21 protein-coding genes are annotated in these 26304 nt (G+C 42.0%); 10 read left to right on the top strand and 11 right to left on the bottom strand.

Features of this window, described 5'->3' with window-relative positions:
- Positions 1–23: 23 nt before the first annotated feature.
- Together F9856_RS04030 and ligA are read right to left on the bottom strand one after the other, a co-directional pair.
- Positions 24–1064, bottom strand: coding sequence for a diacylglycerol kinase family lipid kinase (locus F9856_RS04030; RefSeq protein ID WP_202105825.1), 1041 nt, complete (start codon positions 1062–1064; stop codon positions 24–26).
- Positions 1065–1074: 10 nt separating this feature from the next.
- The gene (gene ligA / locus F9856_RS04025; RefSeq protein ID WP_202105824.1) at positions 1075–3033 is read right to left on the bottom strand and encodes an NAD-dependent DNA ligase LigA; all 1959 of its coding nucleotides are present in this window, start codon (positions 3031–3033) and stop codon (positions 1075–1077) included.
- A gap of 122 nt (positions 3034–3155) precedes the next feature.
- Here ligA and F9856_RS04020 point away from each other — a divergent pair, with 122 nt between their 5' ends.
- The 8 genes from F9856_RS04020 to F9856_RS03985 all read left to right on the top strand — a co-directional run bounded on the left by F9856_RS04020 (position 3156) and on the right by F9856_RS03985 (position 10314).
- On the top strand, positions 3156–3302 hold the full coding sequence (locus tag F9856_RS04020; RefSeq protein WP_014735746.1) for an SPJ_0845 family protein: 147 nt from the start codon (positions 3156–3158) through the stop codon (positions 3300–3302).
- Between the two features lies 1 nt (position 3303).
- The gene (locus F9856_RS04015) at positions 3304–4209 is read left to right on the top strand and encodes a permease (protein WP_202105823.1); all 906 of its coding nucleotides are present in this window, start codon (positions 3304–3306) and stop codon (positions 4207–4209) included.
- Positions 4206–5021, top strand: coding sequence for a TIGR03943 family putative permease subunit (locus F9856_RS04010; protein ID WP_029180026.1), 816 nt, complete (start codon positions 4206–4208; stop codon positions 5019–5021). Before F9856_RS04015 ends, F9856_RS04010 begins: the two co-directional genes overlap by 4 nt.
- Before the next feature lie 78 nt (positions 5022–5099).
- Positions 5100–6587, top strand: a complete 1488-nt coding sequence (zwf, locus tag F9856_RS04005) for a glucose-6-phosphate dehydrogenase (protein ID WP_044688022.1) — start codon at positions 5100–5102, stop codon at positions 6585–6587.
- Between the two features lie 270 nt (positions 6588–6857).
- Positions 6858–8009 carry a DNA cytosine methyltransferase gene (locus tag F9856_RS04000; protein ID WP_172042671.1) on the top strand — a complete coding sequence of 384 codons (1152 nt, stop codon included), beginning with the start codon at positions 6858–6860 and terminating at the stop codon, positions 8007–8009.
- Positions 8002–9063, top strand: a complete 1062-nt coding sequence (locus tag F9856_RS03995; RefSeq protein WP_172042672.1) for an HpaII family restriction endonuclease — start codon at positions 8002–8004, stop codon at positions 9061–9063. Before F9856_RS04000 ends, F9856_RS03995 begins: the two co-directional genes overlap by 8 nt.
- A gap of 17 nt (positions 9064–9080) precedes the next feature.
- On the top strand, positions 9081–9755 hold the full coding sequence (locus F9856_RS03990) for a DNA alkylation repair protein (protein WP_172042673.1): 675 nt from the start codon (positions 9081–9083) through the stop codon (positions 9753–9755).
- A 1-nt stretch (position 9756) separates the two neighbouring features.
- On the top strand, positions 9757–10314 hold the full coding sequence (locus F9856_RS03985) for a GNAT family N-acetyltransferase (protein ID WP_202105822.1): 558 nt from the start codon (positions 9757–9759) through the stop codon (positions 10312–10314).
- Between the two features lie 25 nt (positions 10315–10339).
- Here F9856_RS03985 and ftsY read toward each other — a convergent pair whose 3' ends face one another.
- Genes ftsY through rnc form a run of 5 tightly spaced genes read right to left on the bottom strand, consistent with a single transcriptional unit; the run spans position 10340 to position 17446 of the window.
- Positions 10340–11614, bottom strand: a complete 1275-nt coding sequence (gene ftsY / locus F9856_RS03980) for a signal recognition particle-docking protein FtsY (RefSeq protein WP_202105821.1) — start codon at positions 11612–11614, stop codon at positions 10340–10342.
- Position 11615: 1 nt separating this feature from the next.
- A complete protein-coding gene (locus tag F9856_RS03975; protein WP_202105820.1) occupies positions 11616–12428 on the bottom strand; it encodes a Cof-type HAD-IIB family hydrolase in 813 nt (270 codons plus the stop codon).
- Positions 12418–13227 (bottom strand): Cof-type HAD-IIB family hydrolase, encoded by an 810-nt coding sequence (locus tag F9856_RS03970; RefSeq protein ID WP_099807118.1) that lies wholly within the window; start codon positions 13225–13227, stop codon positions 12418–12420. The genes F9856_RS03975 and F9856_RS03970 overlap by 11 nt, the downstream gene beginning before the upstream one ends.
- The gene (smc, locus tag F9856_RS03965; protein WP_202105819.1) at positions 13224–16757 is read right to left on the bottom strand and encodes a chromosome segregation protein SMC; all 3534 of its coding nucleotides are present in this window, start codon (positions 16755–16757) and stop codon (positions 13224–13226) included. Before smc ends, F9856_RS03970 begins: the two co-directional genes overlap by 4 nt.
- Positions 16758–16759: 2 nt before the next feature.
- Positions 16760–17446 (bottom strand): ribonuclease III, encoded by a 687-nt coding sequence (rnc, locus tag F9856_RS03960; RefSeq protein ID WP_029173456.1) that lies wholly within the window; start codon positions 17444–17446, stop codon positions 16760–16762.
- 189 nt (positions 17447–17635) lie between these two features.
- Here rnc and F9856_RS03955 point away from each other — a divergent pair, with 189 nt between their 5' ends.
- Positions 17636–18643, top strand: a complete 1008-nt coding sequence (locus F9856_RS03955) for an acyltransferase family protein (RefSeq protein WP_202105818.1) — start codon at positions 17636–17638, stop codon at positions 18641–18643.
- Between the two features lie 226 nt (positions 18644–18869).
- Here F9856_RS03955 and F9856_RS03950 read toward each other — a convergent pair whose 3' ends face one another.
- Genes F9856_RS03950 through F9856_RS03940 form a run of 3 tightly spaced genes read right to left on the bottom strand, consistent with a single transcriptional unit; the run spans position 18870 to position 22496 of the window.
- The gene (locus F9856_RS03950) at positions 18870–19910 is read right to left on the bottom strand and encodes an ArsR/SmtB family transcription factor (RefSeq protein WP_202105826.1); all 1041 of its coding nucleotides are present in this window, start codon (positions 19908–19910) and stop codon (positions 18870–18872) included.
- Positions 19911–19921: 11 nt separating this feature from the next.
- Positions 19922–21193 (bottom strand): MFS transporter, encoded by a 1272-nt coding sequence (locus F9856_RS03945; RefSeq protein WP_202105817.1) that lies wholly within the window; start codon positions 21191–21193, stop codon positions 19922–19924.
- Positions 21194–21227: 34 nt separating this feature from the next.
- Positions 21228–22496 (bottom strand): MFS transporter, encoded by a 1269-nt coding sequence (locus F9856_RS03940; RefSeq protein ID WP_202105816.1) that lies wholly within the window; start codon positions 22494–22496, stop codon positions 21228–21230.
- A gap of 270 nt (positions 22497–22766) precedes the next feature.
- On the opposite strand from F9856_RS03940, the gene F9856_RS03935 reads away from it, so the two are divergent.
- Positions 22767–24254: a DUF1846 domain-containing protein gene (locus F9856_RS03935; RefSeq protein WP_202105815.1), complete on the top strand. Its 1488-nt coding sequence runs from the start codon at positions 22767–22769 to the stop codon at positions 24252–24254.
- Between the two features lie 529 nt (positions 24255–24783).
- On the opposite strand, the gene F9856_RS03930 is transcribed toward F9856_RS03935, so the two are convergent.
- Positions 24784–26208, bottom strand: a complete 1425-nt coding sequence (locus F9856_RS03930) for an NADP-dependent glyceraldehyde-3-phosphate dehydrogenase (protein WP_004299088.1) — start codon at positions 26206–26208, stop codon at positions 24784–24786.
- Positions 26209–26304 lie beyond the last annotated feature (96 nt).

Genomic DNA, 26304 nt, shown 5'->3' with positions numbered 1-26304 from the left:
GACTTGATATCTTTTCTTCTTATTTATATAGTCGAGTCCATATGGTCTGTTTCTTCAATAAACCGTTTAGCCATATCTTCTCGATTCAATTGTTCTGTATCAAGTGTGATGGCCTCATCTGATACAAGGTCTGTATCCGCAAAAAACTCAATATGATTTTGAAGGTTATTCAGTTCGACTGGAGCATCTCCACCAAACTCCCCATCTAGATTGAGCAGTAGACGGTTATCCGGGTTAAGATTTTCGATGGATAGGCTCTTTGTTTTTATGTATTCAACTAAATCACTCTCAATGTGTTTGCCACCGTCTAAGACTTGACGAATCAGATGCAGAATTTCAAATAGATTCCCTGTTTTAACCATCAATAAGGTAAAATTACCATCATCTAACTTAGCATCGGGAACAATCTGTTCAAAACCACCAATTGAATTGGTTAAGGCAACAAAAATCATTGAAACCGAGCCTTCAAATACTCCCTCGTCATGCTCTACACGAACAGGTGTAAATTGTACTTGTGGCAGGAGTTCTGCTCCTTTTACTACATAGGCCAAATAGCCAAACATGGTCTTAAGTTGACTGGGAACACTGTAGGTCAACTCCGTAAGAGTACCTGCCGCAGCAATATTGATAAAATAATGTTCTTGATGAAAACCATTTTTTTGATTTTTGGCTAAACCAATATCCATTAAAATGGTCTGTTGCTTACCGATAACCTTAGCTGCTTCTACAGGATTTCCCCTGGGCACTTTTAAAGCACGCGCATAGTCATTGGTGGTGCCAGTCGGTATGATGGCCATCTGCGGACGTTTTTCAAGCGGAGCAATTCCATTGACGACTTCATTGATCGTTCCATCTCCACCAGCCGCGATAATCAAGTCAAAGCCTGCAAACGCCGCACGTGTAGCTTCATTCTTTGCAGAGTCTTTCTCAGCAGTTGTTTGGAAAGCTGAAGTTTCATAACCGTAGCCTTCCAAAATTTCCAATACTTCGGCCACATTTTTCTTCATGATTTCTTGACCTGAGGTCGGATTATATATTAGTCTAGCACGTTTTCTTTCTTCCATCATTTTACCTTTACAAGCTCTCTAACCAAGCCTCATCTTTAATTTCGATACCTAGCTCCTGTGCTTTGGTCAATTTACTGCCTGCATCTGTTCCGGCAACCACAAGATTAGTTTTTTTAGAAACAGATCCCGCTACATTTGCCCCTAAAGCTTCTAATTTAGCTTTGGCTTCGTTTCGTTTCATTCGCTCCAATTTACCAGTCAGTACAACTGTCATACCCGATAGCGCAGCATTTTCATCTACTACTTGTCCAAGATAGGTCAAGTTTACCTTAGCTTCCTTAAGTTCAGCTAAAAGTTGTTGCGCACCCTCACTAGCAAAAAAAGTTGTCAAAGACTTAGCAATAACCTGACCAAGCCCTTCTAGCGAAGCAATTGCTTCTTGATCAGCAAATGCTAGAGTTTCTAAATCACCAAATTTTTCTACTAAAATCTTACTTGCCTTACTACCTACATGGCGAATACCTAGTCCAAATAGGAGGCGTTCTGCTGAGTTGCTCTTAGAAGTTTGAATAGCTTGATAGAGCTTGTCAGCTGATTTTTCTTTGAAACCTTCCAAGGTCAATAGGTCATCAACAGTTAATTTATAAATATCAGCAACATCGTGTACCAAGCCTGCCCCAAAGAGTTTTTCAACGATTGAAGACCCTAGCCCTGCGATGTTCATAGCATCTCGACTTGCAAAATGTTCCAACTTACTCATCAGCTGGCTAGGACAAATAGGGTTGATACAGCGGAGGGCAACTTCGTCCTCATAGTGTTGTAGGTCGCTCTGACAAGACGGACAATGACTAGGAATGGGCATGATTTCTTGCTCTTTTCGATACTTGTCCACCACTTTCAGAACTGCTGGAATAATATCTCCTGCCTTATAAACAATGACCGTATCGCCAATACGAATATCTTTTTCGGCGATATAATCTACGTTGTGCAAGGTCGCTCGACTGACAGTCGTTCCTGCCAGTTGAACAGGACTAAGGTTGGCAGTTGGTGTCACAACACCTGTTCGGCCAACAGTCCAATCAACCGACAAGATTTCTGCTTCTTTTTCCTCAGCTGGAAACTTGTAAGCTACTGCCCATCGTGGCGCTTTTACTGTAAATCCTAGTTCTTCTTGTATAGCTAGGTCATTGACCTTAATCACGATACCATCTATCTCATAGGGCAAATCATCTCTACGCTCTGCTATTTTTTCAATAAAATCCCACGTGTCATCAATCGACTCCGCCAAGCAATATTCGTGGTTGGTCACAAATCCCAGAGAATCTAACTTGCGAAGCACTTCGGACTGACTAGTCGCTTCAGAGGGACTGGCCTCTTGGTAGAGGAAGGTAGCGAGACCACGCTGGGCCACCACTCCCGTATCAAGCTGGCGGAGGGTCCCTGCTGCTGCATTACGCGGATTGGCAAATTCAGCTTCACCAGCCTCCTGACGCTGTTTGTTAACACGGTCAAAGGAAGCCTTTGGCATATAACACTCACCTCGGACAGTGATGTCCACAGCTTCTGGTAGGGTCAAAGGAATATCAGCCACTCGTTTGAGATTTTCTGTGATATTTTCACCGACACTACCGTCGCCACGTGTAGCACCCACGACTAAATTACCCGCTTCATAGGTCAGGGAAATAGATAGACCATCAATCTTCAATTCACAGATATAAGTTGCTTGAGGAAATTCCTTGCGAACTCGCTGGTCAAAAGCTTCTAACTCTTCACGAGAAAAGGCATCCTGCAAACTAAAAAGAGGATAAACATGACTATATTTTTCAAATCCGTCTAGCACCTTTCCCCCAACCCGATGGGTAGGACTATCTGGTAAAATCAGTTCAGGATGAGCCGTTTCTAGCTCTACTAATTCACGATAAAGCGTATCATATTCTGCATCTGATACGCTAGGTTGGTCTAATTGATAATACTCTTTAGCGTATTGATTGAGCACGCTAACTAATTCTGATATTCTTGTTTTCATAAGAATATTATATCATGATTTGAGGGTGCTAACTATATTTGCGCTTCAATAAAAACAGATTCCTTTAGATAATTTTTAGTAAAAAATGTATAATGTGTATATAAAATTTTTGGAGGTGCCCTATGGCTGTAACCTATAAACGACAAGATGATTTAGAAAAGATGCTGGAAGAATTTGCTTCATTTGAAAAATTGGAAGAAATTGAGTATCCAGATCCAAAATCAAAAGAACATTCCGGGAAAAACAACTTGAATCAGGATAAAAAATAATATGTTCGGTCTTGATCAATTACCTACCTCCGTCCTACAGGCGGGGGCTATTTTCCTGTCTATCATGATTGAAGCCTTGCCCTTTGTCTTGATTGGAGCTATTATTTCAGGTTTTATCGATGTGTTTATAACACCAGATAAGGTTCGTAAACTCTTACCCAAAAACAAGTTTCTTGCCATTCTATTTGGAACCTTTATCGGCTTCATTTTTCCGTCTTGCGAATGTGGTATTGTCCCTATTGTCAATCGGCTATTAGAGAAAAAAGTGCCGAGTTACACTGCTGTTCCCTTTTTAGTAACGGCGCCTGTCATTAATCCTATCGTCCTTTTTGCAACCTTTACCGCTTTTGGCAATTCCCTACTTTTCGCCCTCTATAGAGCCCTAGGAGCCATCATTGTATCCCTAGTATTGGGAATCATTCTTGGTTTTTTCGTAAAAGGACAAATTCTTAAAGGAAGCAAGTTTGACCATCACCAGCATGATTATTCAGATAAAACCAGCTGGCAAAAAGTTGGCTTCGCACTTATTCATGCCATTGATGAATTTTTTGATACGGGACGTTACCTAGTCTTTGGTTGTCTATTTGCCAGTCTCGTACAAGTCTATATTCCAACTGCTGTCCTGACTACCATCGGTCACAGTCCATTAACAGCTATTATACTGATGATGTTGCTGGCCTTTCTTCTTTCCCTATGTTCTGAAGCCGATGCCTTTATTGGTGCATCCCTACTATCCAGCTTCGGATTTGCCCCAGTAATGGCTTTCTTAGTTATCGGACCCATGGTGGATGTTAAAAACTTGCTCATGATGAAACATTATTTCAAGGGAAAATTTATAGCCGGTTTTATCATTACTATCACTCTCGTTATTTTGGGATATAGTCTGATACTTGGAGGTGTAGTATGATTCGTTTTTTAATTCTTGCAGGTTACTTTGAAATGACCATGTATCTCTATATTTCTGGAAAATTAGACCAATACATCAATCTACACTATAGCTATCTAGCCTATCTATCCATGATTTTATCTTTCATACTTGCCATCGTACAATTGTATGTCTGGGTAAAAGAAATTCGAGTACATAGCCATTTAAAAAGCAAAATTGCCAAACTATCAAGCATTGGACTATTGCTCATTCCTCTTGCTATAGCCTGGCTCTTTCCTACGGTCAGCCTGGATTCAACAACTGTTGCTGCCAAGGGCTATCATTTCCCACTAGCAGCAGAAAACGATGCTAATACACAAAACCAAGAAGGGACGACTGTTCAGTATCTCAAGCCTGATACTTCTATTTATTTTACAAAATCTGCCTATCAAAACCAGATGCGTGAAATTGCTGATAGATACTTGGCTGAAGAAACCATTGTTGTTACTAATGAAAACTATATGGAAGTGATGGAAGCAATCTACGACTATCCTACGGAATTTTCAGGAAAAACGATTGAAATGATTGGATTTGTCTACAATGACCCTGACAATAGCCAGCAATTTTTCCTTTTCCGCTTTGGTATTATCCACTGCATTGCTGATTCTGGGGTATATGGCTTACTCTCTACGGGGGCTACCACAGAATTTCCTAACAATACTTGGGTAAAAGCCCGAGGAACAATCAAGGTTTCCTACCACACATCGTTGAAACAAAATCTCCCAACACTTGAATTACAATCGATGGTTCAGATTGAACAGCCAGATTCCCCATACGTCTACCGTGTTTTCTAATAATCCCAACTCAAAAAGTGAATTTTCTGACAATTTGTGGTATACTATTAATGATATTCAACAGATAGGAATGAAATTATGTCATCACATGTATTGTTTACAATTTTTGGTGCTAGTGGCGACCTTGCCAAACGCAAACTTTACCCATCTTTATTTCGCCTCTATAAGGCCGGACACATCAAGGAAAACTTTGCAGTAATTGGTACAGCTCGCAGACCCTGGACCAAGGAATTTTTTGAGCAAACCGTCATTGAATCACTGGGTGATCTGCCTGACACACCACGTCAAGCTCATGAATTTGCAAGTCATTTCTACTACCAAAGCCATGATGTCAATGACACGGAACATTATATAGCTCTTCGTAAATTGCAGGATGACTTATGTGAAAAATACGATACCCAGCACAACAAGGTCTTCTTCCTCTCTATGGCGCCTGAATTTTTCGGAACCATTGCCAAACACCTCAAATCTGAGCAGATTGTTGATGGACAAGGTTTTGAACGCTTGATTATTGAAAAACCTTTCGGAACTAGCCTTGCTACAGCTACCAAACTCAATGATGAATTGGCAGCAGCCTTCAATGAGGACCAAATCTACCGCATCGACCATTACCTAGGCAAGGAAATGGTACAAAATATCTTTGCGGTTCGCTTTGCCAATATCATTTTTGAGCATATTTGGAACCGCGATTACATCGATAACGTCCAAATTACATTTGCTGAAGCGATTGGTGTTGAGGATCGTGGGGGCTACTACGATCATTCTGGCGCCTTAAAAGACATGGTGCAAAACCATGCCCTTCAAGTTCTTTCCCTTCTAGCAATGGATAAGCCAGCCAGCTTCAAGGAGGAAGATGTCCGCGCTGAGAAAATCAAGGTCTTCCAACACTTGCGTCAGCCTTCTGACGAAGACCTCAAGCGCAACTTCATCCGTGGTCAATATGCAGCAGGTTCCATCGACGGAAAAGACTACGTTAGCTACTTGGATGAACCAAATATTGCCGAAGCTTCTCAGACAGAAACCTTTGCTGGAGGCGTCTTCTTCGTCGATACTGACCGATTCCGTGATGTTCCTTTCTTCTTCCGTACAGGTAAACGCCTGACTGAAAAAGGCACGCGCGTAACTATCACCTTTAAACATGCAGAAGATATTTTTGGTCAACCTTCTGAAGCCAATGTCTTGACCATCTTTATCCAACCAACAGAAGGTTTTATGCTTTCCATCAATGGTAAAGAAGTTGGTTCTCACTTTGCATTGACACCTGCTAAACTCAACTTCCGCCACAATGCTACTGCTCTGGGTAATTCACCTGAAGCCTACGAGAAACTCTTTTTCGATGTCCTAAATGGCGACTCTACCAACTTTAGCCATTGGGAAGAAGTGAAAGCAAGCTGGAGCTTGATTGACCGCATTGTTGATTTGTGGGCAAGCAACCAAGTCCCACTCCACACCTATCCAGCTGGAACTATGGGACCTGAGGCAGCCTTTGATTTGCTAGAAAGCTACGGTTGCAAGTGGGTATGGACACCTGATGTATGGTATCGTGAACGTGGCTTATTGAAATAGTCATTTAGTTTATCTTTGATTACTTCGTTAACTCGCTTTGCCGTACTCCACGAAAGTGACTTGCTTCGCATGTCTTATTTCCAACCTAGAACAGCCTCTAGGCTGTTCTAGCAACCTGCACCTCGTTGCCTTGTACTAAAAGCAAACTAAACGACTACATATAAAAACTGGAGCAATCCAGTTTTTTTGATATACGGATTAAAAATTGAAAAATATATTCGTAAAATCAAAAAATATGTGATATAATTCCGTTATAGAAAGGTGGTACTTATGAGAGGTGGCGTCCGAAAAAATGCTGGAAGAAAAGAAATTAGTCCAGAAGAGAAAAAAATAGCAAAATCAATTCATGTTGATCCCTTACTCTACCAAAAAATACAGGAACTAGTGATAGACGGAAACGATAGTTTTTCTAGTAAATGTCACTATCTATTAGAAGAAGGATTGCATTATCTTTCCTCGAAGTCAGTAAAAAAAGACTGTAAATTGACATTTATTGATTTATTTGCTGGTGTTGGGGGTATACGAAAAGGGTTTGAAGATGGGCAAACCAAATGTGTCTTTTCTTCGGAATGGGATAAATTTTCAGCCAAAACCTATGAGGCAAATTATGGAGAAGTACCTCATGGAGATATCACGAAAATAGATGAGCAGGATATTCCAAAACACGATGTTCTCTTGGCAGGTTTTCCTTGCCAGCCATTTTCTAATATTGGGAAGCGAGAGGGCTTTGAACATTCCACTCAAGGAACTCTATTTTTCGATGTGCTTAGAATTTTAAAATACCATATGCCCAAAATGTTTCTTTTAGAAAATGTCCCCGGCTTGCTGACCATTCAAAATGGTGAAACGTTTAAAATTATTCTCCAAAGTTTAGAAGAACTGGGTTACTCTGTCTTCTATGATGTTCTTGATGCACAAAACTTTGGTTTAGCTCAAGTACGAAAACGAGTTGTGATAGTTGGATTTCACCCTGATTTGGCTATTACTAGCTTTGCTTTCCCACAGGGAAATCCAGAAAAAAAAGTTCCTGTTTCCAGTATTCTAGAAGACAATCCTACTGGATATGCCATTTCCGAACATTTACAAAAATCCTATCTTTTTAAAAAGGATGACGGAAAACCCCAAATAGTGGATACTCATTCGACTATTCAAGTCAAAACACTGGTAGCATCCTATCATAAAATCCAACGTTTAACGGGGACTTTTGTAAAGGGAGGTGAAACTGGGATTCGCTTACTTTCAGAATTAGAATGCAAACGATTGATGGGATTTCCAGATGAGTTTATTATCCCAGTTAGTCGAACACAAATGTATCGTCAAATGGGCAATTCTGTTGCTGTACCAATGATGCGTGCGGTTGCCAATGCTATGAAGGAAGAACTTGCCCTAGCTGAAATGGAGAAAAGGATGCATTATGCCTAATAAAGTTAATAAAGGAGAGTGGGCTGAACTATTTGTCTTCTTAAAAGCTCTCTCTGATGGGAAGATATTTGCGGCCGATGAACGATTAAACAAGATTGAACATTTATTCTATACGATATTATCTGCATTGAACCTCCATGAAGACTTTAAAAAGGAGTATATCAGAGATAGCAATTCTAACTGCATCATTTTAGAAGAAAATGGAAGAGAGTTGCTACGTGTTCCTATTCAAGAGTTCAAACAGTCTGCTGATATTTTATTAAAAGCTATTCAAAATGGTAAGGGGACTTTTGAAATTCCAGAAATAGAGCCCTTACTAACAAAACTCAAAGTAGATAAAATCAAGGCCAGTAATGACAGCAAAAAAGACATTATCTTTAAAATTCATGACCATTTCACAGGCACACAACCTTTTATTGGCTTTTCCATAAAATCATATATAGGAAGCAAGCCTACTTTGTTAAATGCAAGTGGAGCTACTCGCATCCACTATCGGTGTTCATCTGATATTTCTGAAAAATTGAAAGAACAGGTCCATTCAATTTCTACCAAAAATAAAATCAAGGACCGCATACAGTATTTAAAGGAAAATAAGGTTGAACTCATCTTCGATAGTCTCCCCAACTCAACATTTGAGAGAAATTTACAAATGATTGATTATCGTATGCCTGAAATACTCGCCTATCTCTTTCTAACTTCTTACTCTGTTAACGGCAAATCTGTTTCGGATGTAGTAAAAACTTACTGTCAACTCTACAATGAAGATATGGAATTAGTGGAATACAAAGTAAAAGATTTACTTGCAGCTATTGCCCTGGGTATGGAACCTAATTCAAAATGGTCTGGTTTGGAAGATGCAAATGGAGGCTATATTGTAGTGAAGGAAGACGGCGAAATCCTATGTTACCATATCTACGATCGGAATAAATTGAGAGAATATTTATACCGCAATACAAAATTTGATAGTCCTTCAAGCAAACGGACTGGTGCTGGGATGTTTTTTTCTGAAAACGAACAAGAGAAATTTTCACTGACTGTGCAAATTCGATTCTAGGTAGAGGACTAATTACCATGACACAAATAAAAGAATTACTCACCCAACTTGAAGCAGCCAGCCATGCTGGCACCCTCAAGCGTTATGAAAAAATTGGCGAAACCAAGCCCTACTACGGCGTTCCAATGGGAGCTATTTCTAGTATCGCAAAAGCTTATAAAAATCGACTGGACTTGTTTGCCCCTCTCTGGCAAACGGGTATCCTAGAAGCTCAATATCTGGCTATTCAACTGGCAAAAACCAAGCCAGACCAGCTAGCCCTAGCTGATTTAGAGAACTGCCTCAGTGAACAGGTTTCAGTCAATGTTCTCGATAAACTGGCTTCTATCATTCTCAGTAAACGAAAAGACAGTAGGGATTGGGAAGAAACCTTGCTTGCCCAAAAACCAGCCATCTTTCAACGCCTAGGTTGGTTCCTTCGTGCCAAATACTTTGCGGGTAATTCAGCTTCAAATCAAGAAATCGAAGAAACTCTAGCTTATATTAGCGAGCATTTGCAAACCGCAGACCCACTTATTCAATGGACCATGAATCAATGCTTGGTGGAGATTGCGGTTGCCTATCCCAACTATCTGGAACAAGGCCTTGCAATCGGTCAGGAATTGGCCGTCTATGCGGACATGAAAGTTCCAAAAGGCTGTACTTCTGCCTACGCACCCGACTGGATTGAGGCATTATTGAGGAGGAAATGAGATGCAACATAAAGGAACTCAGATTTTAGAAACAGAACGACTGATTTTACGCCCTTTTCAAGCAACAGATGTTGAGCCCGTTTTCCAAAACTGGACTTCAGATGAAAAGGTTACCACCTATCTGACCTGGCCAACTCATCAGACAATTCAAGACACCCAAGACTACATCCAGTTCTGTATCCAATCCTATTCACAGAAAAAAACATACAGGTGGGTAATCGAGCTCAAAGAAAATCAGCACCCCATTGGAGATATTTCCGTTGTCAGCCTTGATGAAAGAGTACAGGCTGCTGAATTAGGTTGGGTGTTAGGTAGCAGGTGGTGGGGCCAAGGTTATATGCCCGAAGCCCTTGAAGCAGTCACTCACTTTCTGCTGGAAGAAGTTGGTTGTTTACGGATTACGGCTGTTCACGATAGTGAGAACCGTCCTTCTGGTCGTGTCATGGAAAAAGTCGGTATGACCTATGAAGGAACTCTCCGCCAAGCCGCTCGAAACAATCGTGGTATTGTGGATATTGCCATTTACTCACTGTTACATACAGATAGAAAAAGTCGCTAGTTCTTGTTGAACTAACGACTTTTTTCTATACCAATCCTTCCAAAAGCCCACGCATGAACTCTTCGGATTTGAATTCTCCGATATCATCGATTTTCTCACCGAAACCAATCAGCTTAACTGGAATATCTAGTTCCTGACGGATAGCTAGAACGACACCACCCTTTGCAGTACCGTCTAGCTTGGTCAAGACAAGACCCGTCAATGGGGTAATTTTTGCAAATTCCTTGGCTTGACTGAGAGCGTTTTGACCTGTGGAAGCATCCAATGCTAAGAGGGTTTCATGCGGTGCATCAGGTAGGGTCCGTTTGATGATGCGACCGATTTTTTCCAGCTCTGCCATAAGGTTATCTTTATTTTGCAAGCGACCTGCTGTGTCAATCATGAGAATATCCACGCCTTCTGCCACGGCACGTTTTACCCCATCAAAAACCACACTAGCTGGGTCTGACTTTTCAGGTCCTGTGACTACTGGCACATTGACACGGCGCCCCCACTCGACCAGCTGGGCTACCGCACCCGCACGGAAGGTGTCCGCTGCGACCAACATGACCTTCTTGCCAGCCTGCTTGTACTTGTAGGCTAACTTACCGATAGACGTCGTCTTCCCAACACCGTTGACACCGACAAAGAGCATGACTGTCAAATCATCTTGGAAATTGATTTGCTCGCTGAATTGACCATCTTTTTCGTAAATATCCACCAATTTTTCGATGATAACCCGACGGAGTTCATCTGTCTTCTTGGCATTTTGTAGCTTGGCTTCATAGCGGAGCTCCTCTGTCAGCGTAGAAGCAACTTGCACACCTACGTCTGACAAAATCAGCATTTCTTCCAACTCTTCGAAAAATTCTTCATCAACCGAACGGAAATTGGCAAAGAATTCATTGAGCCTTGCCCCAAAGCCTGTACGTGTCTTTTTCAAGGTACGCTGGTACTTATCCTGCTCACTTTCTTGCTCTACTGGAGCCACTTCCTGAACAGGCTCTTCTTTGACCTTGGTTTGAATAGCAGGGTCAAAGCCTTGTTCCTGCGCTTCCTTCACTCGAGCCGCAGCGGCTTCTTTGGCTGCATAATATTGAGCCATCATGTCTAAGGTCCGTTGTTTCTGAGCTTCTTGCTCGGCTGTCAATTCAGGCTCTGCTACTTCAGACTGGAAATCTTCCATTTCTTGAGTAGCAGACTCAACTTCAGTAGTTACTGTATCTTCGCTAGAAGCCGACTGCTCCCTTTCCACTTCTTCAACAAGAGCGACTTGCTCCTCTTGTTTTTCTTGTCCAAATAATCGATCAAATAATCCCATACTAGTCCTCATTCAATACATAGTGCTCGATGGCCCAAGCAATGCCATCTTCATCATTAGTTTTTGGCAGGACAAGGTTGGCCGCAGACTTGATTTCATCAGTCGCATTAGCCATGGCAACACCCAGACCAGCCCATTCAATCATCGAAAGATCATTCCCTTCATCGCCACAAGCCATAACTTCTGACTGATCAATCCCCAGATGTCCAATCAACTTGGCCAGACCATTTGCCTTATGAACACCTTTTGGACTCCACTCGAGCAGAATATCACGCGATTTGAAAATCTCGAAACGATCGTACAATTCCGCAGGAATTTTTGGAATTTGTCCATCCAAAAAGTCTGCTGCCACAGCTGAAACTGCCTTATTGTAGACAAAATCTTCTGGCATTTCCTCATCGCTTGCCACAATTTTATTAAGCAATGGATTACAAGTCAGATAAAGTGATTCATGGGCTGATGGTAGAGAATAGACATCACCACCATAGAGAACATCCAGAGGCAGGTCCAAGTCATTTGTCACACGACGGATGGCACGGACATCTTCAATGGTGAAGCCAACCTTATCCAAAACTCGACCTGTATTTTCCTGTACTAGACCACCGTTAAATGTAATCGAATATTGATTCTCCCCTAGCAGATCTAGTTCTTCTAGAAAAGTACCGATAGCTTGTAAAGGACGCCCTGTTGTCAGAACTACATAAACTCCACACTCACGCGCTGCCTGCAAGGCCTTTTTATTAGCTTCTGAAATTCGTTTGTCTGATGTCAGCAACGTTCCATCCAAATCCAATGCAATCAACTTAATTGCCATTTACTTCCTCCTCTAAATAGGCTAATACTGCTCCATCATTGCAATGACCAATAATAGAATCTGCCTGGGCCTTCACTTCCTCTCTTGCATTTTCTGTCGCAAGAGCCAGACCTGCAAAGTCAAACATATCTAAATCATTTTGATTATCACCAAATGCCACTACATCCTGACTGGTAATTCCAAAATGAGCACAGAGATGGCTCAATCCAACTGATTTATTTGAACCACTTGGAATTATATCAATATTGTCAAAACCAGTTGTCATGGCCGTTACACCTTCAAATGTATCATTTAACCATCGTCTGGCATCGTCCATTTCCACAGGAGAAAATTTGGCATTGATTTTTATAATCTCTTCTCGAACTTCTTCAAATGTGTCTACCAATCGAAAATGTGCGTAATAATTCGTCATCGCTTCTAAAAACTGAGGCTCAGCATTTTTTAATAAATAAAAGTTTTCGAGTCCAGACAGCACCATGGACTGACTGCTACCAAAGGGACCTGCATCAATACCCGCGATAATCGGCAGATAGATTTCAGGACTAATTGGATCATCCATAAAGATAGTCTGCCCCTGATATTCAACGATTGAACCATTTTCTGCCACAAAACCGATTTCATCTACAAAATCTTCAAAAACAAGTTTCAGGCTTTGCATAGATCGCCCACTTGCTGCCACAAATAAATAACCTTTTTCCTTAAACTGATTCAGTATACGACGAAACCGTTCCTTATCAAAACTATGGTCTTCTCGTAAAAAGGTACCATCCATATCACTGGCGTAAATTTTGTTAATCATAATTTCTCCACATCTTTCAGCTTAACGGAAACAATCTTGGACACACCAGATTCCTGCATGGTCACCCCATACATGGCATCCGCTGCAGCCATGGTCCCCTTACGGTGGGTCACGACGATAAACTGACTCTCCTTATCAAATCGGTTGAGGTAGTCGCCAAAACGTTTGACATTGGCCTCATCCAAGGCTGCCTCCACCTCATCGAGAATTACAAAAGGAATGGTCTTAACACGGATAATGGAAAATAGCAGAGCGAGGGCCGAAAGGGCTTTTTCGCCACCTGACATAAGATTGAGAGATTGAATTTTCTTACCCGGAGGTTGAACTGAAATCTCCACACCCGCAGTCAATAGGTCACCTTCTGTCAAAATCAAATCCGCTGAACCACCGCCAAACATTTGTTTGAATGTCTGCTTAAAGCTTTCACGAATAGCTTCAAAAGTAACCTTGAAGCGCTCTTTGACTTCATCATCCATCTCGTGGATAGTATCTAGTAGTAAATCACGCGCCGACAAAATATCTGTCCGTTGCTCATTGAGGAAGGTAAGGCGATTATTAACCTCGTCATACTGCTCAATAGCATCCAAATTGACTGGGCCCAAAGCACGAATAGCTCTTTCTAGGTCTTTGAGGCTTTGTTCAGCAACTGCAAGATTCTCAACTTCCTTAGCCTGAGACTGGGCAGCTTCAAAACTCAATTTAAAATGCTCGGTCAAATTACCAAGTAGAGTCCGTAATTTATCGCCCGCTTGCTCACAATCCGCCTCTAACTTAGCCTGCTTACGAATCAAATCATCATTCTTAGTCCGAGCTTGTTGCAATCTTTCTTCCAAGTCTTCAAACTGCCCATCAATATCTTCCAATTCAAACTTTAAGCGAATTAGAATCTGATTGGTCTGGTTCTGCTTATCAGATGCGGCCTGCAATTGTTCTTCAAGAATCTCAATACTAGTATCTTCAAGAGCTTCTAGCTTCTGGTCAATCATATCCTCTAAAAGAGAAATTTCCTTATCTGCAACCACTTTTTCTTCTTGCAAACGTCTCAAATCTGTCTGTTCAAAACGAAGTTGGCTAGTCAGTTCAGCCTGTTCCAAAGTTAGTTGACCCTTCTGAGTCTGTAGTTTCTGCAAGCTTTCTTGAATACTGTCGCGATTATCACGGACTTGATTGATTTGTTGGTCCAAGGCTAGTTTTTTCTCATTCAAGGCTTGGACATTTACTTCTTCCTTAGCAGCAGCCTCTTCTAGCTCAGTCAAAATGGTCGGACTAACCTGACTCATTTGCAGGTCATACTGGGCTGATAGCTGAGCCAGTCTATTTTCTGCCTGTTCCTGATGAATCCTTGCGCTCTGCTGGTTCAATCTAGCTTCTTCCCCCTCCGCCTTAATCGTTTCCAAGGCTTCTCTGGTCTGGTCTAAGCTAGTTTTCTTAGCTGCAACCAAGCTTTCTTGCTCCTGCAACTGGCTAGACAGCTCTGCTATTTCTCCTAAAAGAGCATCTAGTTCTGGTTTGATAAAGGTCGTGCTGTTATTTCGATTGCTACCACCAGCAAAGGCTCCACCAGGACGGATTTCCGCTCCATCCATGGTCACCATACGCACTTGAAACTTGGTTGCCCGCGCCGCCTGATTGGCATGGTCAATGGTATCAAAAATCGCGATAGTGCCTAGCAAATTTTGGAAAATCGCATCTAAATTTGGCTGATAAGTCACCAAATCACTCGCTAAACCCAAAAATCCATCGGAAGATTCTAGCAAAGAGATTTGCTGTCCAGAAAGCTGACGTGGCTTGATAGTTGTTAGAGGTAAGAAGGTTGCCCGTCCTTGCCGTTTTTCTTTCAAAAATGCGATAGCTCGTTTAGCAGTCGCTTCATCTTCAACGATGACGTTTTGACTAGCACCGCCAAGAGCAATTTCCAAAGCCGTTTGGTAACGAGTATCAAAGGTCAATTGTTCACTGACTGCTCCAATAATTCCTCCTAAGCTTGGTGCCGCCTGTAAGACAGCCTTAACCCCCGCGTAGAAATTGGAATGATTTTTTAAAATAGCTTCTAAACTAGACTGGCGAGCCTGCTTGCCTTTCAACTGATCCAGCAAATCAAACAAGTGACCTTGCTCAGCCTGATAAGCAGTCTGGACTTGATCCAATTCTGTTTTTTTGATCTGATAGCTCTCAAGCAACTGGCGTAACACGTGATCAGCTTCTTCTAAACTTTTCCGACTCTTATCAAGTACTTCTTGAGCTGTTTGTTTTTCCGTCTGCAAGCGTGCCAAGTCTTCAGATTTACTCTCAGAAAGACTGATTTGATTGGCAATATCCTGCTGAATCTTGGTCAGACGGTTTGAAGCTTCTGCCTCTTCCTGCATCAGAGCAACATACTGTTCACGCAGATGATCTAAAACCTGATCAGGATCTTCTGAAAAGTAGGAAATTTCTTTGTCTACCGCAGCAATATCGTCTTTCAAGCTAGATAAGGAACTATCTAATTGCGTAAGCATTTCTTGCTTTTGCTCAATCTGTTCTGCCAACTGCTCTCGTCTAGTCAACAAGTTTTCCAAACGCGCCAGCGCTTCTTGACGACTTGATTCGTTTTGACTAGATTCCAGTTTATGAACCTCAATTTTTCGCTCCAAATCACTGATTAACTTGGTCAAATCCAACAGAACTGCCTGTTCACGCTCCAATTGTTCTGAAAGGCGGTGGCGCTTCTCTTTCAAGTTCTGATTTTCTTGCTCCAGCTCAGAACGCTGTTTGTAGTAGCTAGTCAATTCCGTTTTGACAGACTCTAGTTCGGCTTCTTTTTCCGATAACTTTTCCTTACCAAGCGACAACTGAGCCACCAAAACATCTAAGTATAATTCCTTACGTTGACCATCTAATTCTAGAAATTTCTTAGCAGTTTGTGCCTGTTTCTCCAATGGTTTGACCTGATTATCCAATTCATAGATAATATCATCCAAGCGGTCCAAGTTGCCTTGAGCCTGAGCCAGCTTACTTTCTGTTTCTTTTTTACGCGTCTTGTATTTTAAGACCCCTGCCGCCTCTTCAAAAATAGCACGGCGTTCCTCAGGCTTGGAATTGAAAATTGCTTCAACCCGCCCTTGTGAAATGATAGAGAAAGAATCACGTCCCAAGCCCGTATCCATGAAAAGATCATGAATATCCCGTAGACGAACCTTTTGCCCATCAATCAAGTACTCACTATCACCAGATCGATAAATGTGGCGTTCTACCTTGATTTCTTTCTGTTTATTGGCGATAAAACCTGTGCTATTATCCAAGGTCACGACAACCGAGGCATAGTTAAGAGCCTTACGGCTTTCTGTTCCCGCAAAGATGACGTCTGGCATCTTGCCTCCACGTAGGCTCTTGGCAGAAGATTCCCCCAAGGCCCAACGTAGACTTTCTGTAATATTGGACTTGCCAGAACCATTCGGCCCTACAACGGCTGTCACTCCACGATCAAAGACTACCTTAGTCTTATCCGCAAAGGACTTGAAGCCCTGCATTTCAATCGATTTAAGATACATACCTATCCTCTAGCCTCCACAGCATTTTTGGCGGCGGCTTGTTCAGCTAATTTCTTAGAGCGACCACGACCACGACCAATCACACGCTGATCAGCAGATACCTCCACTTCAAAGGTCTTATCATGGGCAGGTCCAGACTCAGCTATTACTTGATACGAAATAGCAATCTCACCATTGACCTGCAAAATTTCCTGCAAAGCAGTCTTATAGTCGGTCACGCGCTCAAAATTCCCTTTTTCTAAACGAGGAATCATGACCTTATGGATAAATTCCTCCACGGTCTTTTCCCCCTTGTCCAATAGCAGAGCTCCTAAGAACGCCTCGAAAGCATCTCCTAAAATAGTATCGCGATTTCGCCCTCCAGACTTCTCTTCCCCCTTACCAAGACGAAGAAACCGATCAAAACCACAAGCACGTGAAAAACCAGCCAAAGACTCCTCACGTACAAAGGTCGAACGCAACTTGGACATCTCACCTTCCGGTCTATCAGGATATTTTTTATAGAGGTACTTGGAAATCATCAATTGGAGAACAGCGTCTCCTAAAAATTCCAAGCGTTCATTATGTGAAATTTTTAGAAGGCGATGCTCATTGGCATAAGAAGTATGGGTAAAAGCCGTTTCTAATAAATTCAAATCCGAAAAATCAATCCCAAAATCAGCCAATAATTTTGCACGTAAATCTTTCATCTATATGCTCCTTTCTAACTTAAACGAAATAGATGGTTTACATTTACTCCGTCCTAACATTATACCATATTTTCCACTGGACTTCTCTTGTCAACTAAGTTTCAGCCAGCACCTCTCCACATCTTTTTGCAAACATTTACATATTCATCAGATTTCGATAAAATAGAAGAAAAAAAGAAAAACGTTAGCATGCAAAATAAGACAAAACCACTCAATACATCACTACTCTCCCTCATCCAGTTCATCGGAGCCATTCTCGTTATCGCCCTCCATTGCCGCAGGTTATTTGAAGCAGACCAGCTCCACTTCATCCAAAAATCAATCTTTAGCCGCATGGTCGTCCCCTACTTCATGGTCACCGCCAGCTTCTTCCTCCGACATAACTACTCTAGTCTCTCCAAACAATACCTCATCCGCTACAGCAAACAATACTTGACCTGGTCCGCCCTCTACCTGCCCTTCTACCTCATCTACCTAACACTCCAAGAAATCCCCTTCCCCTACTATCCCCTCGCACTCCTAGTCGGCCTGACCTACACCGGCACCAGCTACCAACTCTGGTACATGCCCGCCTTCTTGCTAGGACTTGTCCTCGTCCATTTTTCCTTGGAGAAATGGGGCTGGCGCATCACAGCTTGTCTAGCCTGCCTTCTCTATCTCCTAGGCTCAGTCGAAACCTACTCCTCCTACCTGGCAGAATCGATTTTCCTGACCGCATTTGACAGCTACAAAACCTTCTTTTTCACCAGCCGCAACGGCCTCTTCTACGCACCGATTTTTGTCCTGACAGGCTTTTATCTAGCCGACAAACTCAATCACCCCATTTTCCAATACCGACAAAAAAACAAACTACTTGTCTGCTCAGCCCTTTTAGCTTTTGAAGCCACTGTCATCTATCTCAAACAGGGCTACGACAAGAACTTTCTATTTAGCCTGATTCCATTCACAGCCTATCTAGTCGCCTGGACCCTAACCACAGATCTCTTCCGCCAGAAAAAATTCCAATTTCTCAAAGGATACGCCAGCTATTATTATTTTATCCATGTTATCCCAGTGGAAATCAGCTTTTTCTTCCTAGAAACTAGTTCCCTGACCAAAATACAGCAAGGTTGGCTGGTTTTCTTTATCACCATCATCACTTGCCAACTGCTCAGCTGGTTAATCATTAATACTCAAAGAAAATCAAAAACAGACTAGCTCCAACAGTCTGGGAATAGACTGTTGGAGGTCGGAAATTAGACGAACTTGGTTCGTGACCGTAAGATGCGGATAGAACACTGTTCCTTATTATATTTCAAGGGAACAGGCTGAAAAGATCCACTGGACCTTTTCACTCATCAAATCAAGTCAACAACGTCTGATTTTGATTTTCGAAGAGTATAAGCACAAAAGAACCTTGTAAGACTTAACTTACAAGGCTTTTTTACAAATCAAAATCTTCTTTCAACTTATCAATCACCTGTTGGAGTAAATCCCGATTGACACTGTATTTGACATTCTTGTCTTTAGCATTAAAGAGAAGCAGGTCGCCGTTAATCAGCTTTTGGGTGTGGAAGGATACAGCTGCTCCTGTGATATTGAGTCGCTCTGCGATGTCCTTGCTCTTGGCATGAGGCTTGGTCAGTTCCACCAAGACCTGATAGCGCGTGCTATCGCTGATGACTTTAAGAGCCGTTGTCAAATCATCCAGATCCAGCTCGTCATTTGACAGCATAATCTGATCAATTCGACAGGACGCTAAAAGAGCGACTTTCATATAGTCAAATTGTTCATTGCCATAATAAGCAAACCAATAATTCCACGGACTGAGAACGAAGAATTGAGCATTTTCAACACTCAAAGCATCCAAGCTAGTCATGGATAACCGCTTGGACTCTTGATAGAGTTTTTCAATGTCAAATTCACGAGCAAAGGTTTCCCTCTCTGTCCTTGCCTGCTCAAAATAGGGCTGATAGATTGGCAGCATCTTATCCAAGAGATGGACAGACCGCTGAACTGTTTCCAGGGGATTGCGAATAGCCAGTGACCAGTACCACTTATCTGTCGGCTTTTTATCCGTTTTTTCCAAAAGTTCCATGAGGCTAAGGGTCTTCTCACGATGTCCGTCATTTTCAGACGCCAACATGGTTCGCATGGCATCTTCTACTTCTTCTTGAGACAGCTTTAAAATCAATTGACAAGCTTCCTCGACTGTCTTAGGATCCTGTCCTTGATCCAAGAGGTAGAAATACAAGGTGTGCAGGATTGTAAAGATATGTCCCCAGACAAAGACTTGATTGACTTCCTGACGAAAATCTGCCAACTTTTCTTCCATCTCATCACGAATGTCCAAGGCATCTTTGAGAATGTCTTTTTCTTTCTGTGAAAAATCCGCCTCAATCGGTTCCTCACGTTCCGTAACAATTAAAGGAATAAAAAATTTTTCGACAATTTCGCTTCTATAATCTCGGTAATCTAATTTCATACGCATACTTTCTAAGCTTTAACAACTACTTCATTTTTAGGCCTACGCCCCACAAGAATAGTATAGCTTACTAGTCCCACAGAAAGCAAGAGGAAGATGAGGGAAATACTTGTAACAGATAAGATTGTTATCATAAGGGCGACCAAGGCTTGGCCTGCAAGCATCCCAATATTAAATATAGTCCCCATTCCTGCATTGATAGTCGCCAATTTATCTTCGGGTAGTTCATTCATTATCAGGGCATACAATTTTGGATTGATAATGCCAGTCGTCATGGTAGTGACTAAGATAGTCGCCATCACAATATAAATATTATGAAGGTAGAAGCCAACAAACAGGATGACCGACAAAACTGTACAACACTTGAGCAGGTTAGACAAGCTGATATGTTTGAAGAAAGCCATACCTAGACTAGAGCCAAGGATGTAACCAACAGAAAATAGATTGAATACCAAGGCAAGAGTTATACCAGAATTGACAATCACGAAGTCTGAAAATTCCTTCATAGACAGGATAACCATGGGAGATACGGCACTAACAACCGTATTGATACCCGAAATGGTCAGAATAGAAGCTTTTAGTACAGGGATGTTTTGAATGGCTTGATAAGATTCTTTAAGGCTCTGACCAATTCCCTTGACAAGTCCTGCTTCTGTTTCAGTTTGTTCAACCTCTTGGATAGGATTTTCTTTCAACAACTTGGCAAAAGCTGGACGCAGACCTACCATAATCGCAAGGCTGACCAAGAAGGTCCCAGCATTGAAAAAGGCAAGATTCTGGTAAGACATGAAACCGATGAGAATGGCACCGCTGGATCGAAAGACAATCATCAAGATGCCGCCCACGGTATTCTTAAAAGCCATGGCTGTTTCACGGTCTTCTGCCTCCAAGACCCGCAGGCTAAGTGGCATATAAAGCCCGTTTTCATACTGACCAGCCAAGTCAGATAGGAAATTGACCACACAAACTACCGCTACAATCCACAGGGCTGGTGTAAATCCCATCAGTAAGCCAACGAGGGCATAAAGAACAAAACGAATCACCAGAGTAGCCAAAATCGTATCCAATTTATTTTTTGTCCGATCAGCCCAGATTCCCATAAAAAGTCCCGACAAGATTGGCAGAGTTTCAGAAACCGTAATCATGGCCAAGGCAAACTTGGTATCTGGTAAAAACAAGACATAGTTCATCAAAGCCAGATAGTAAAGCGTATCGCCAAAGTTGGAAATCACATCTGCTAGGTAGCTTGATAAGAACAATTTATTGTTGAGTATCTTTTTCAAAGTAATTTTCCTTCTAGTAGTCAAATTTTTCTATCTATGCACTAGCTACAATCTTTTCAGTATTTTTTCCTGTAAAAATGCTATAACCCAAGAGTCCCACAGAAAGCAAGAGGAAGATGAGAGAAATACTTGTCGCAGAAAGCACCGTCACCATAAGAGCAACCAAGGCTTGACCAGCTACCATACCAATCTGGCAGAAAGCATCAATCCCACCACCGACAGTTGCCAATTTATCCTCTGGCAGTTCATTCATAACCAGAGCACTCATTTTCGGGTTGAAAATTCCCAGTGTCACTGCCGTTACGAAGATCACTGCCAATACTACATAGATGTTGTGAAGAAAGAAACCTGAGAAAAGTAAAACAGGCATAAGAGTAGAGAACTTGAGGAGGTTGACCAAGCTAACATTTTTGAACAAAGCCATACCGATACTTGACCCCAAGATACTACCAACTGAGAAGAGAATGGAAATCAGAGCCACCGTTGTCCCCGCATTGACAATCACAAAGTCTGAAAACTCCTTCATATTAAGAATTGCTAATGGTGAGAGGGCAGTAAAAATCGCATTCAAGCTTGCAATGGTAATGATTGACGCTTTAAGAACAGGAATATTCTGCACGGCTTGGTAGGAATCTTTGATACTCTGACCAATCCCCTTGATAATGCCTGCTTCTGTTTCTGTTTGCTCAGCTTCTTGGATAGGATTCTCTTTCAACAACTTGGCAAAAGCTGGACGCAAACCTGCCATAATCGCAAGGCTGACCAAGAAGGTCCCAGCGTTGAAGAAGGCTAGGTTTTGATAAGACATAAATCCGATCAGGATGGCACCACTGGCTTGAAAGGCGATCTGCAAGAGATTTTTAACAGTCATTTTAAAAGCCATAGCTGTTTCACGGTCTTCAGCAGCCACAACCCGCAAGCTGACTGGCATATAGAGACCGTTTTCGTATTGACCAGCAAGGTCAGACAGGAAATTGATGACACATACGACTGCTACAATCCACAGGGCTGGGGAAAATCCCATCAAGAAGCCAACCAAGGTATACAAACCAACACGAACCAGTAGGGTCGCTAGGATGGTATCCAATTTGTTTTTGGTCTTGTCTGCCCAAATCCCGATAAAGAGACCAGCCAAAATCGGCAAGGTTTCAGATGCGGTAATCATGGCCAGAGCAAATTTGGTATCTGGTAGAAGCAATACATAGTTCATCAGGGCCAGATAGTAAAGCGTATCTCCAAAGTTAGAAATCAAGTCTGCTACAAAGCTGGACAGGAACAATTTATTGTTGACTAATTTTTTCATAAGAAACTCCTTTTAATAAAATTAAATATTTGTTTAATATAATTTTACACTTTATTTTGATAAAGTCAATACTTAATTTTATAAAAATTAAATATTTTTTAAACACTTGTTTAATTTTTCTTCTATCTGACTTTTTCTTGACAAGATTAGCACAGTTTGTTATAGTATTGTTCGGGCACCTCTTTTGAGAGGTCGGAGAAAAGGCTCCCTAGTTTTAGGGAGCTATTTTTTGTTTTCCCAGAGAATAATACACATTTGGAGGACATATTTATGAAAAAAATCGCATTTGATTCAACTAAATATTTGAATTTGCAACGTGACCATATTTTAGAACGAATTGCTCAGTTTGAAGGCAAGCTCTATATGGAATTTGGCGGAAAAATGCTGGAAGATTTCCACGCAGCCCGTGTTTTACCTGGCTATGAACCAGATAATAAAATCAAACTCCTCCAAGAATTAAAAGACCAAGTAGAAATTGTCATCACCATCAATGCCAGCAATATCGAGCATTCTAAGGCACGCGGCGACCTAGGCATTTCTTACGACCAAGAAGTCTTCCGCTTGATTGATACATTTAATGATATTGATATTTATGTTGGTTCTGTGGTCATTACCCAGTACCGCAATCAACCAGCCGCAGACGCCTTCCGCAAACAGTTGGAAAAACACGGTATCAAGTCCTATCTCCACTACCCAATCAAGGGCTATCCTTCTGATATTGACCACATCATCTCACCAGAAGGTATGGGCAAAAATGACTACATTGAAACTAGTCGCAATCTCGTAGTTGTCACCGCACCTGGACCTGGTTCAGGTAAATTGGCGACCTGTATCTCCCAACTTTACCACGACCAACTGCATGGCGTAACATCAGGCTATGCCAAGTTTGAAACCTTCCCAGTTTGGAACTTACCACTCCACCATCCCGTTAACTTGGCCTATGAAGCAGCAACTGCCGACCTAGACGACCTCAACATGATCGACCCCTTCCACCTGCAAACTTACGGCAAAACTGCGGTCAACTACAACCGTGACATCGAGGTCTTCCCTGTCCTCAACCGTACCTTTGAACGTATTTTGAACAAATCACCTTACGCCTCACCGACAGATATGGGCGTTAACATGGTGGGCTACTCCATCGTTGATGAAGAAGCTGCTATTGAGGCTTCCAAGCAAGAAATCATCCGCCGCTACTACCAGACCTTGGTTGATTTCAAAGCAGAGCGGGTGAGCGAGCAAGCAGTTAAAAAGATTGAACTCCTCATGAATGAAGTCGGCGTGACACCAGCAGATCGTAAGGTTGTTATCGCTGCGCGCGAAAAAGCAGAGCTGACAACTAGCCCTGCCCTTGCTATTCAGTTACCAACTGGAGAGATTGTAACAGGTAAGACATCCGACCTCCTTAAACCAACTGCAACTGTCCTCCTGAATGCTATCAAGCAAATTGCTAACATCGATGATGAAACACTTCTCATCGAACCAAACTACATCCGTCCAATTCAAGAATTGAAGGCAGATTATCTGGATAAGACCAATACACGACTCGATGCAAGTGAGATTCTTAACGCCCTTGCCATTACTGCACAAGACAGCCCTCTTGCTGCACGTGCCATGAAAGAATTAGGCCAATTAAATGGTAGCGAAGCTCATTCGACTGTTATCCTATCTGATGAAGACAAGAGTGTCCTTCGTAAATTAGGCATCAATCTTACCTTTGACCCTATCTACCAACACAATAAGTTTTATCAAGCTAAATAACCAAATCCTGTTCTAATCTCATTTTGAGGTTAGAACTTTTTTTCGTGAATGAATGGTTGCCAGTACGTAAGTAAAAGAGGCTGGGACAAAAGTCCTGGCCTCCTTAGTTTTTTTCAATAGTTAAACTTGACGCAGTGGTTGAGTGGGCTCTAATTAGGGAGTGGGAAAGAACTCGACCAGTTTAAAAAGAGTTCGTCAACAAGTCTTTATTTCTAGTTGTTGAGCTGAAACAGTCTATTCCCAGACTGTTTCACTCCCACCCCCACACAGCTCAAACTGTCTGGGAGACAGTTTGAGGTTGGAGATGAAGCGAACTCTGTTCGCATCAGTCGTATAGGTCAGATTTGGAGTGTGAAACACGAACAAATCTGCCAATCAACCACTGCGCTGAGATGTTGACACGAACTCTGAGAAGCGAGGCTGGACTTTCTGCCCAGCCTCTTTACAGCCCTACTCAACTGTGCGGGGGTGGGCTAACGACTCATCGAACCCTGCGGGTTACCAATTTTTGTCCCACTCCCTTATTATTTTATTGAACGTCAAATACCACTGACTTCACTTTCGTCATCGCTTCGATACTATAACGGATACCTTGAACACCTGCTCCTGAACCCTTGACACCCAAGAACGGGAAGTTATCTGGACCACGTTGGGTCTTGGCATTGATATGAACCGTACCAACTTCTAATTTAGAAGCAAAATCAAAAGCAAATGGATAGTTGCTTGTAAAGATAGAAGATTGAAGACCATACTCAGATTGGTTACACAATTCCAACATTTCATCCAATGATGAAACACGAATAATTGGAAGAACTGGTCCAAACGGTTCTTCCCAAGCAATTTCCATATCTGGTGTAACATGGTCAAGAAGGGTTGGCCAAATCAAGTTTTTCTCACGTTTGTATGGTGTCAATTCAGTTGCACCTTTTGCCTGAGCATCTCTAACCAGACCTTCAATAAATTCTGCTGATTGTTCGTCAATAACTGGCGTAATGTCCTTGTTCTCAAATGGATCACCGACAGTCAATTTCTCAACTTCTGCTTTCAACTTCGCAGCCAATTCATCAGCTACAGAATCCATAACAAGGACACGCTTAATAGCCGTACAACGTTGACCTGAATAGCTGTAGGCACCACTTACAATTTCTTTTGCAGTGTGGTCCAAATCCGCATCTTCCATAACAACTGCTGCATCCTTACCACCCAATTCAAGCATAATTGGACGAATGCCTGCTAATTTACCGACTTTTTGACCAATTGGCGTTGAACCCGTAAAGTTAATGAAGTTTACTTCTGGATGTTCAATGATGTAGTCACCAATTTCTGAACCGCGACCAGTAATGGTATTAAAGACACCCGCTGGGATACCAGCATCTGCAAAAGCTTCCGCCAACAATAGACCAGAAATTGAACCCTGTGTAGGTGGTTTAAACATAACTACGTTGCCACCGATTAAGGCAGGAGCAATTTTTGAAGCAGACAAATTGACAGGATAGTTATAAGGCGCAATCGCCAATACGATACCTACCGGTTCACGACGAACCAAGGAAACCTTTGACTTAGCAGTTGGTTCGTAGGTTCCACCCTCTAAAGATGAACCATAAACACGCAAACCTTCTTCTGCAGCAAAACGAATGAGGTGGGCAGAACGATCCACTTCTCCGATGGAAGCCTTGATCCCTTTCGAAACTTCTTTAGCTAAAATTTCACCGATTGCATCCTTACGCTCTTCCAAAATATTTGCTGCCTTATGCAAATATTGAGCACGTTCAAATGCTGAAAGGGCACGCCAAGCGGGCAATGCCTTTCTAGCGGCATCCATCGCCTTATCAACTTCTTCTTTTGACATAGCAGGTACTGTACCAAGTTTTTCTTGATTAATCGGTGAGTGAATCGCGATTGATTTTTCTGAACCAACCCAAGAACCGTTAATATAATTATTATACGCCTTCATTTTTTCCTCCTTTGAGTATAATGTGATTATTGTAACATAACAAATCTTATTTTGCAACAATTTTTAGAAAATTTCAAATTTTCTTTCAAGTTAATT

The sequence above is a fragment of the Streptococcus suis genome, assembly GCF_016743335.1.
Taxonomy (GTDB): Bacteria; Bacillota; Bacilli; order Lactobacillales; family Streptococcaceae; genus Streptococcus; species Streptococcus suis_Y.
The sequence above is the reverse complement of the archived record's forward strand: the minus strand, read 5'-3'. Positions and strand labels throughout refer to the sequence as shown.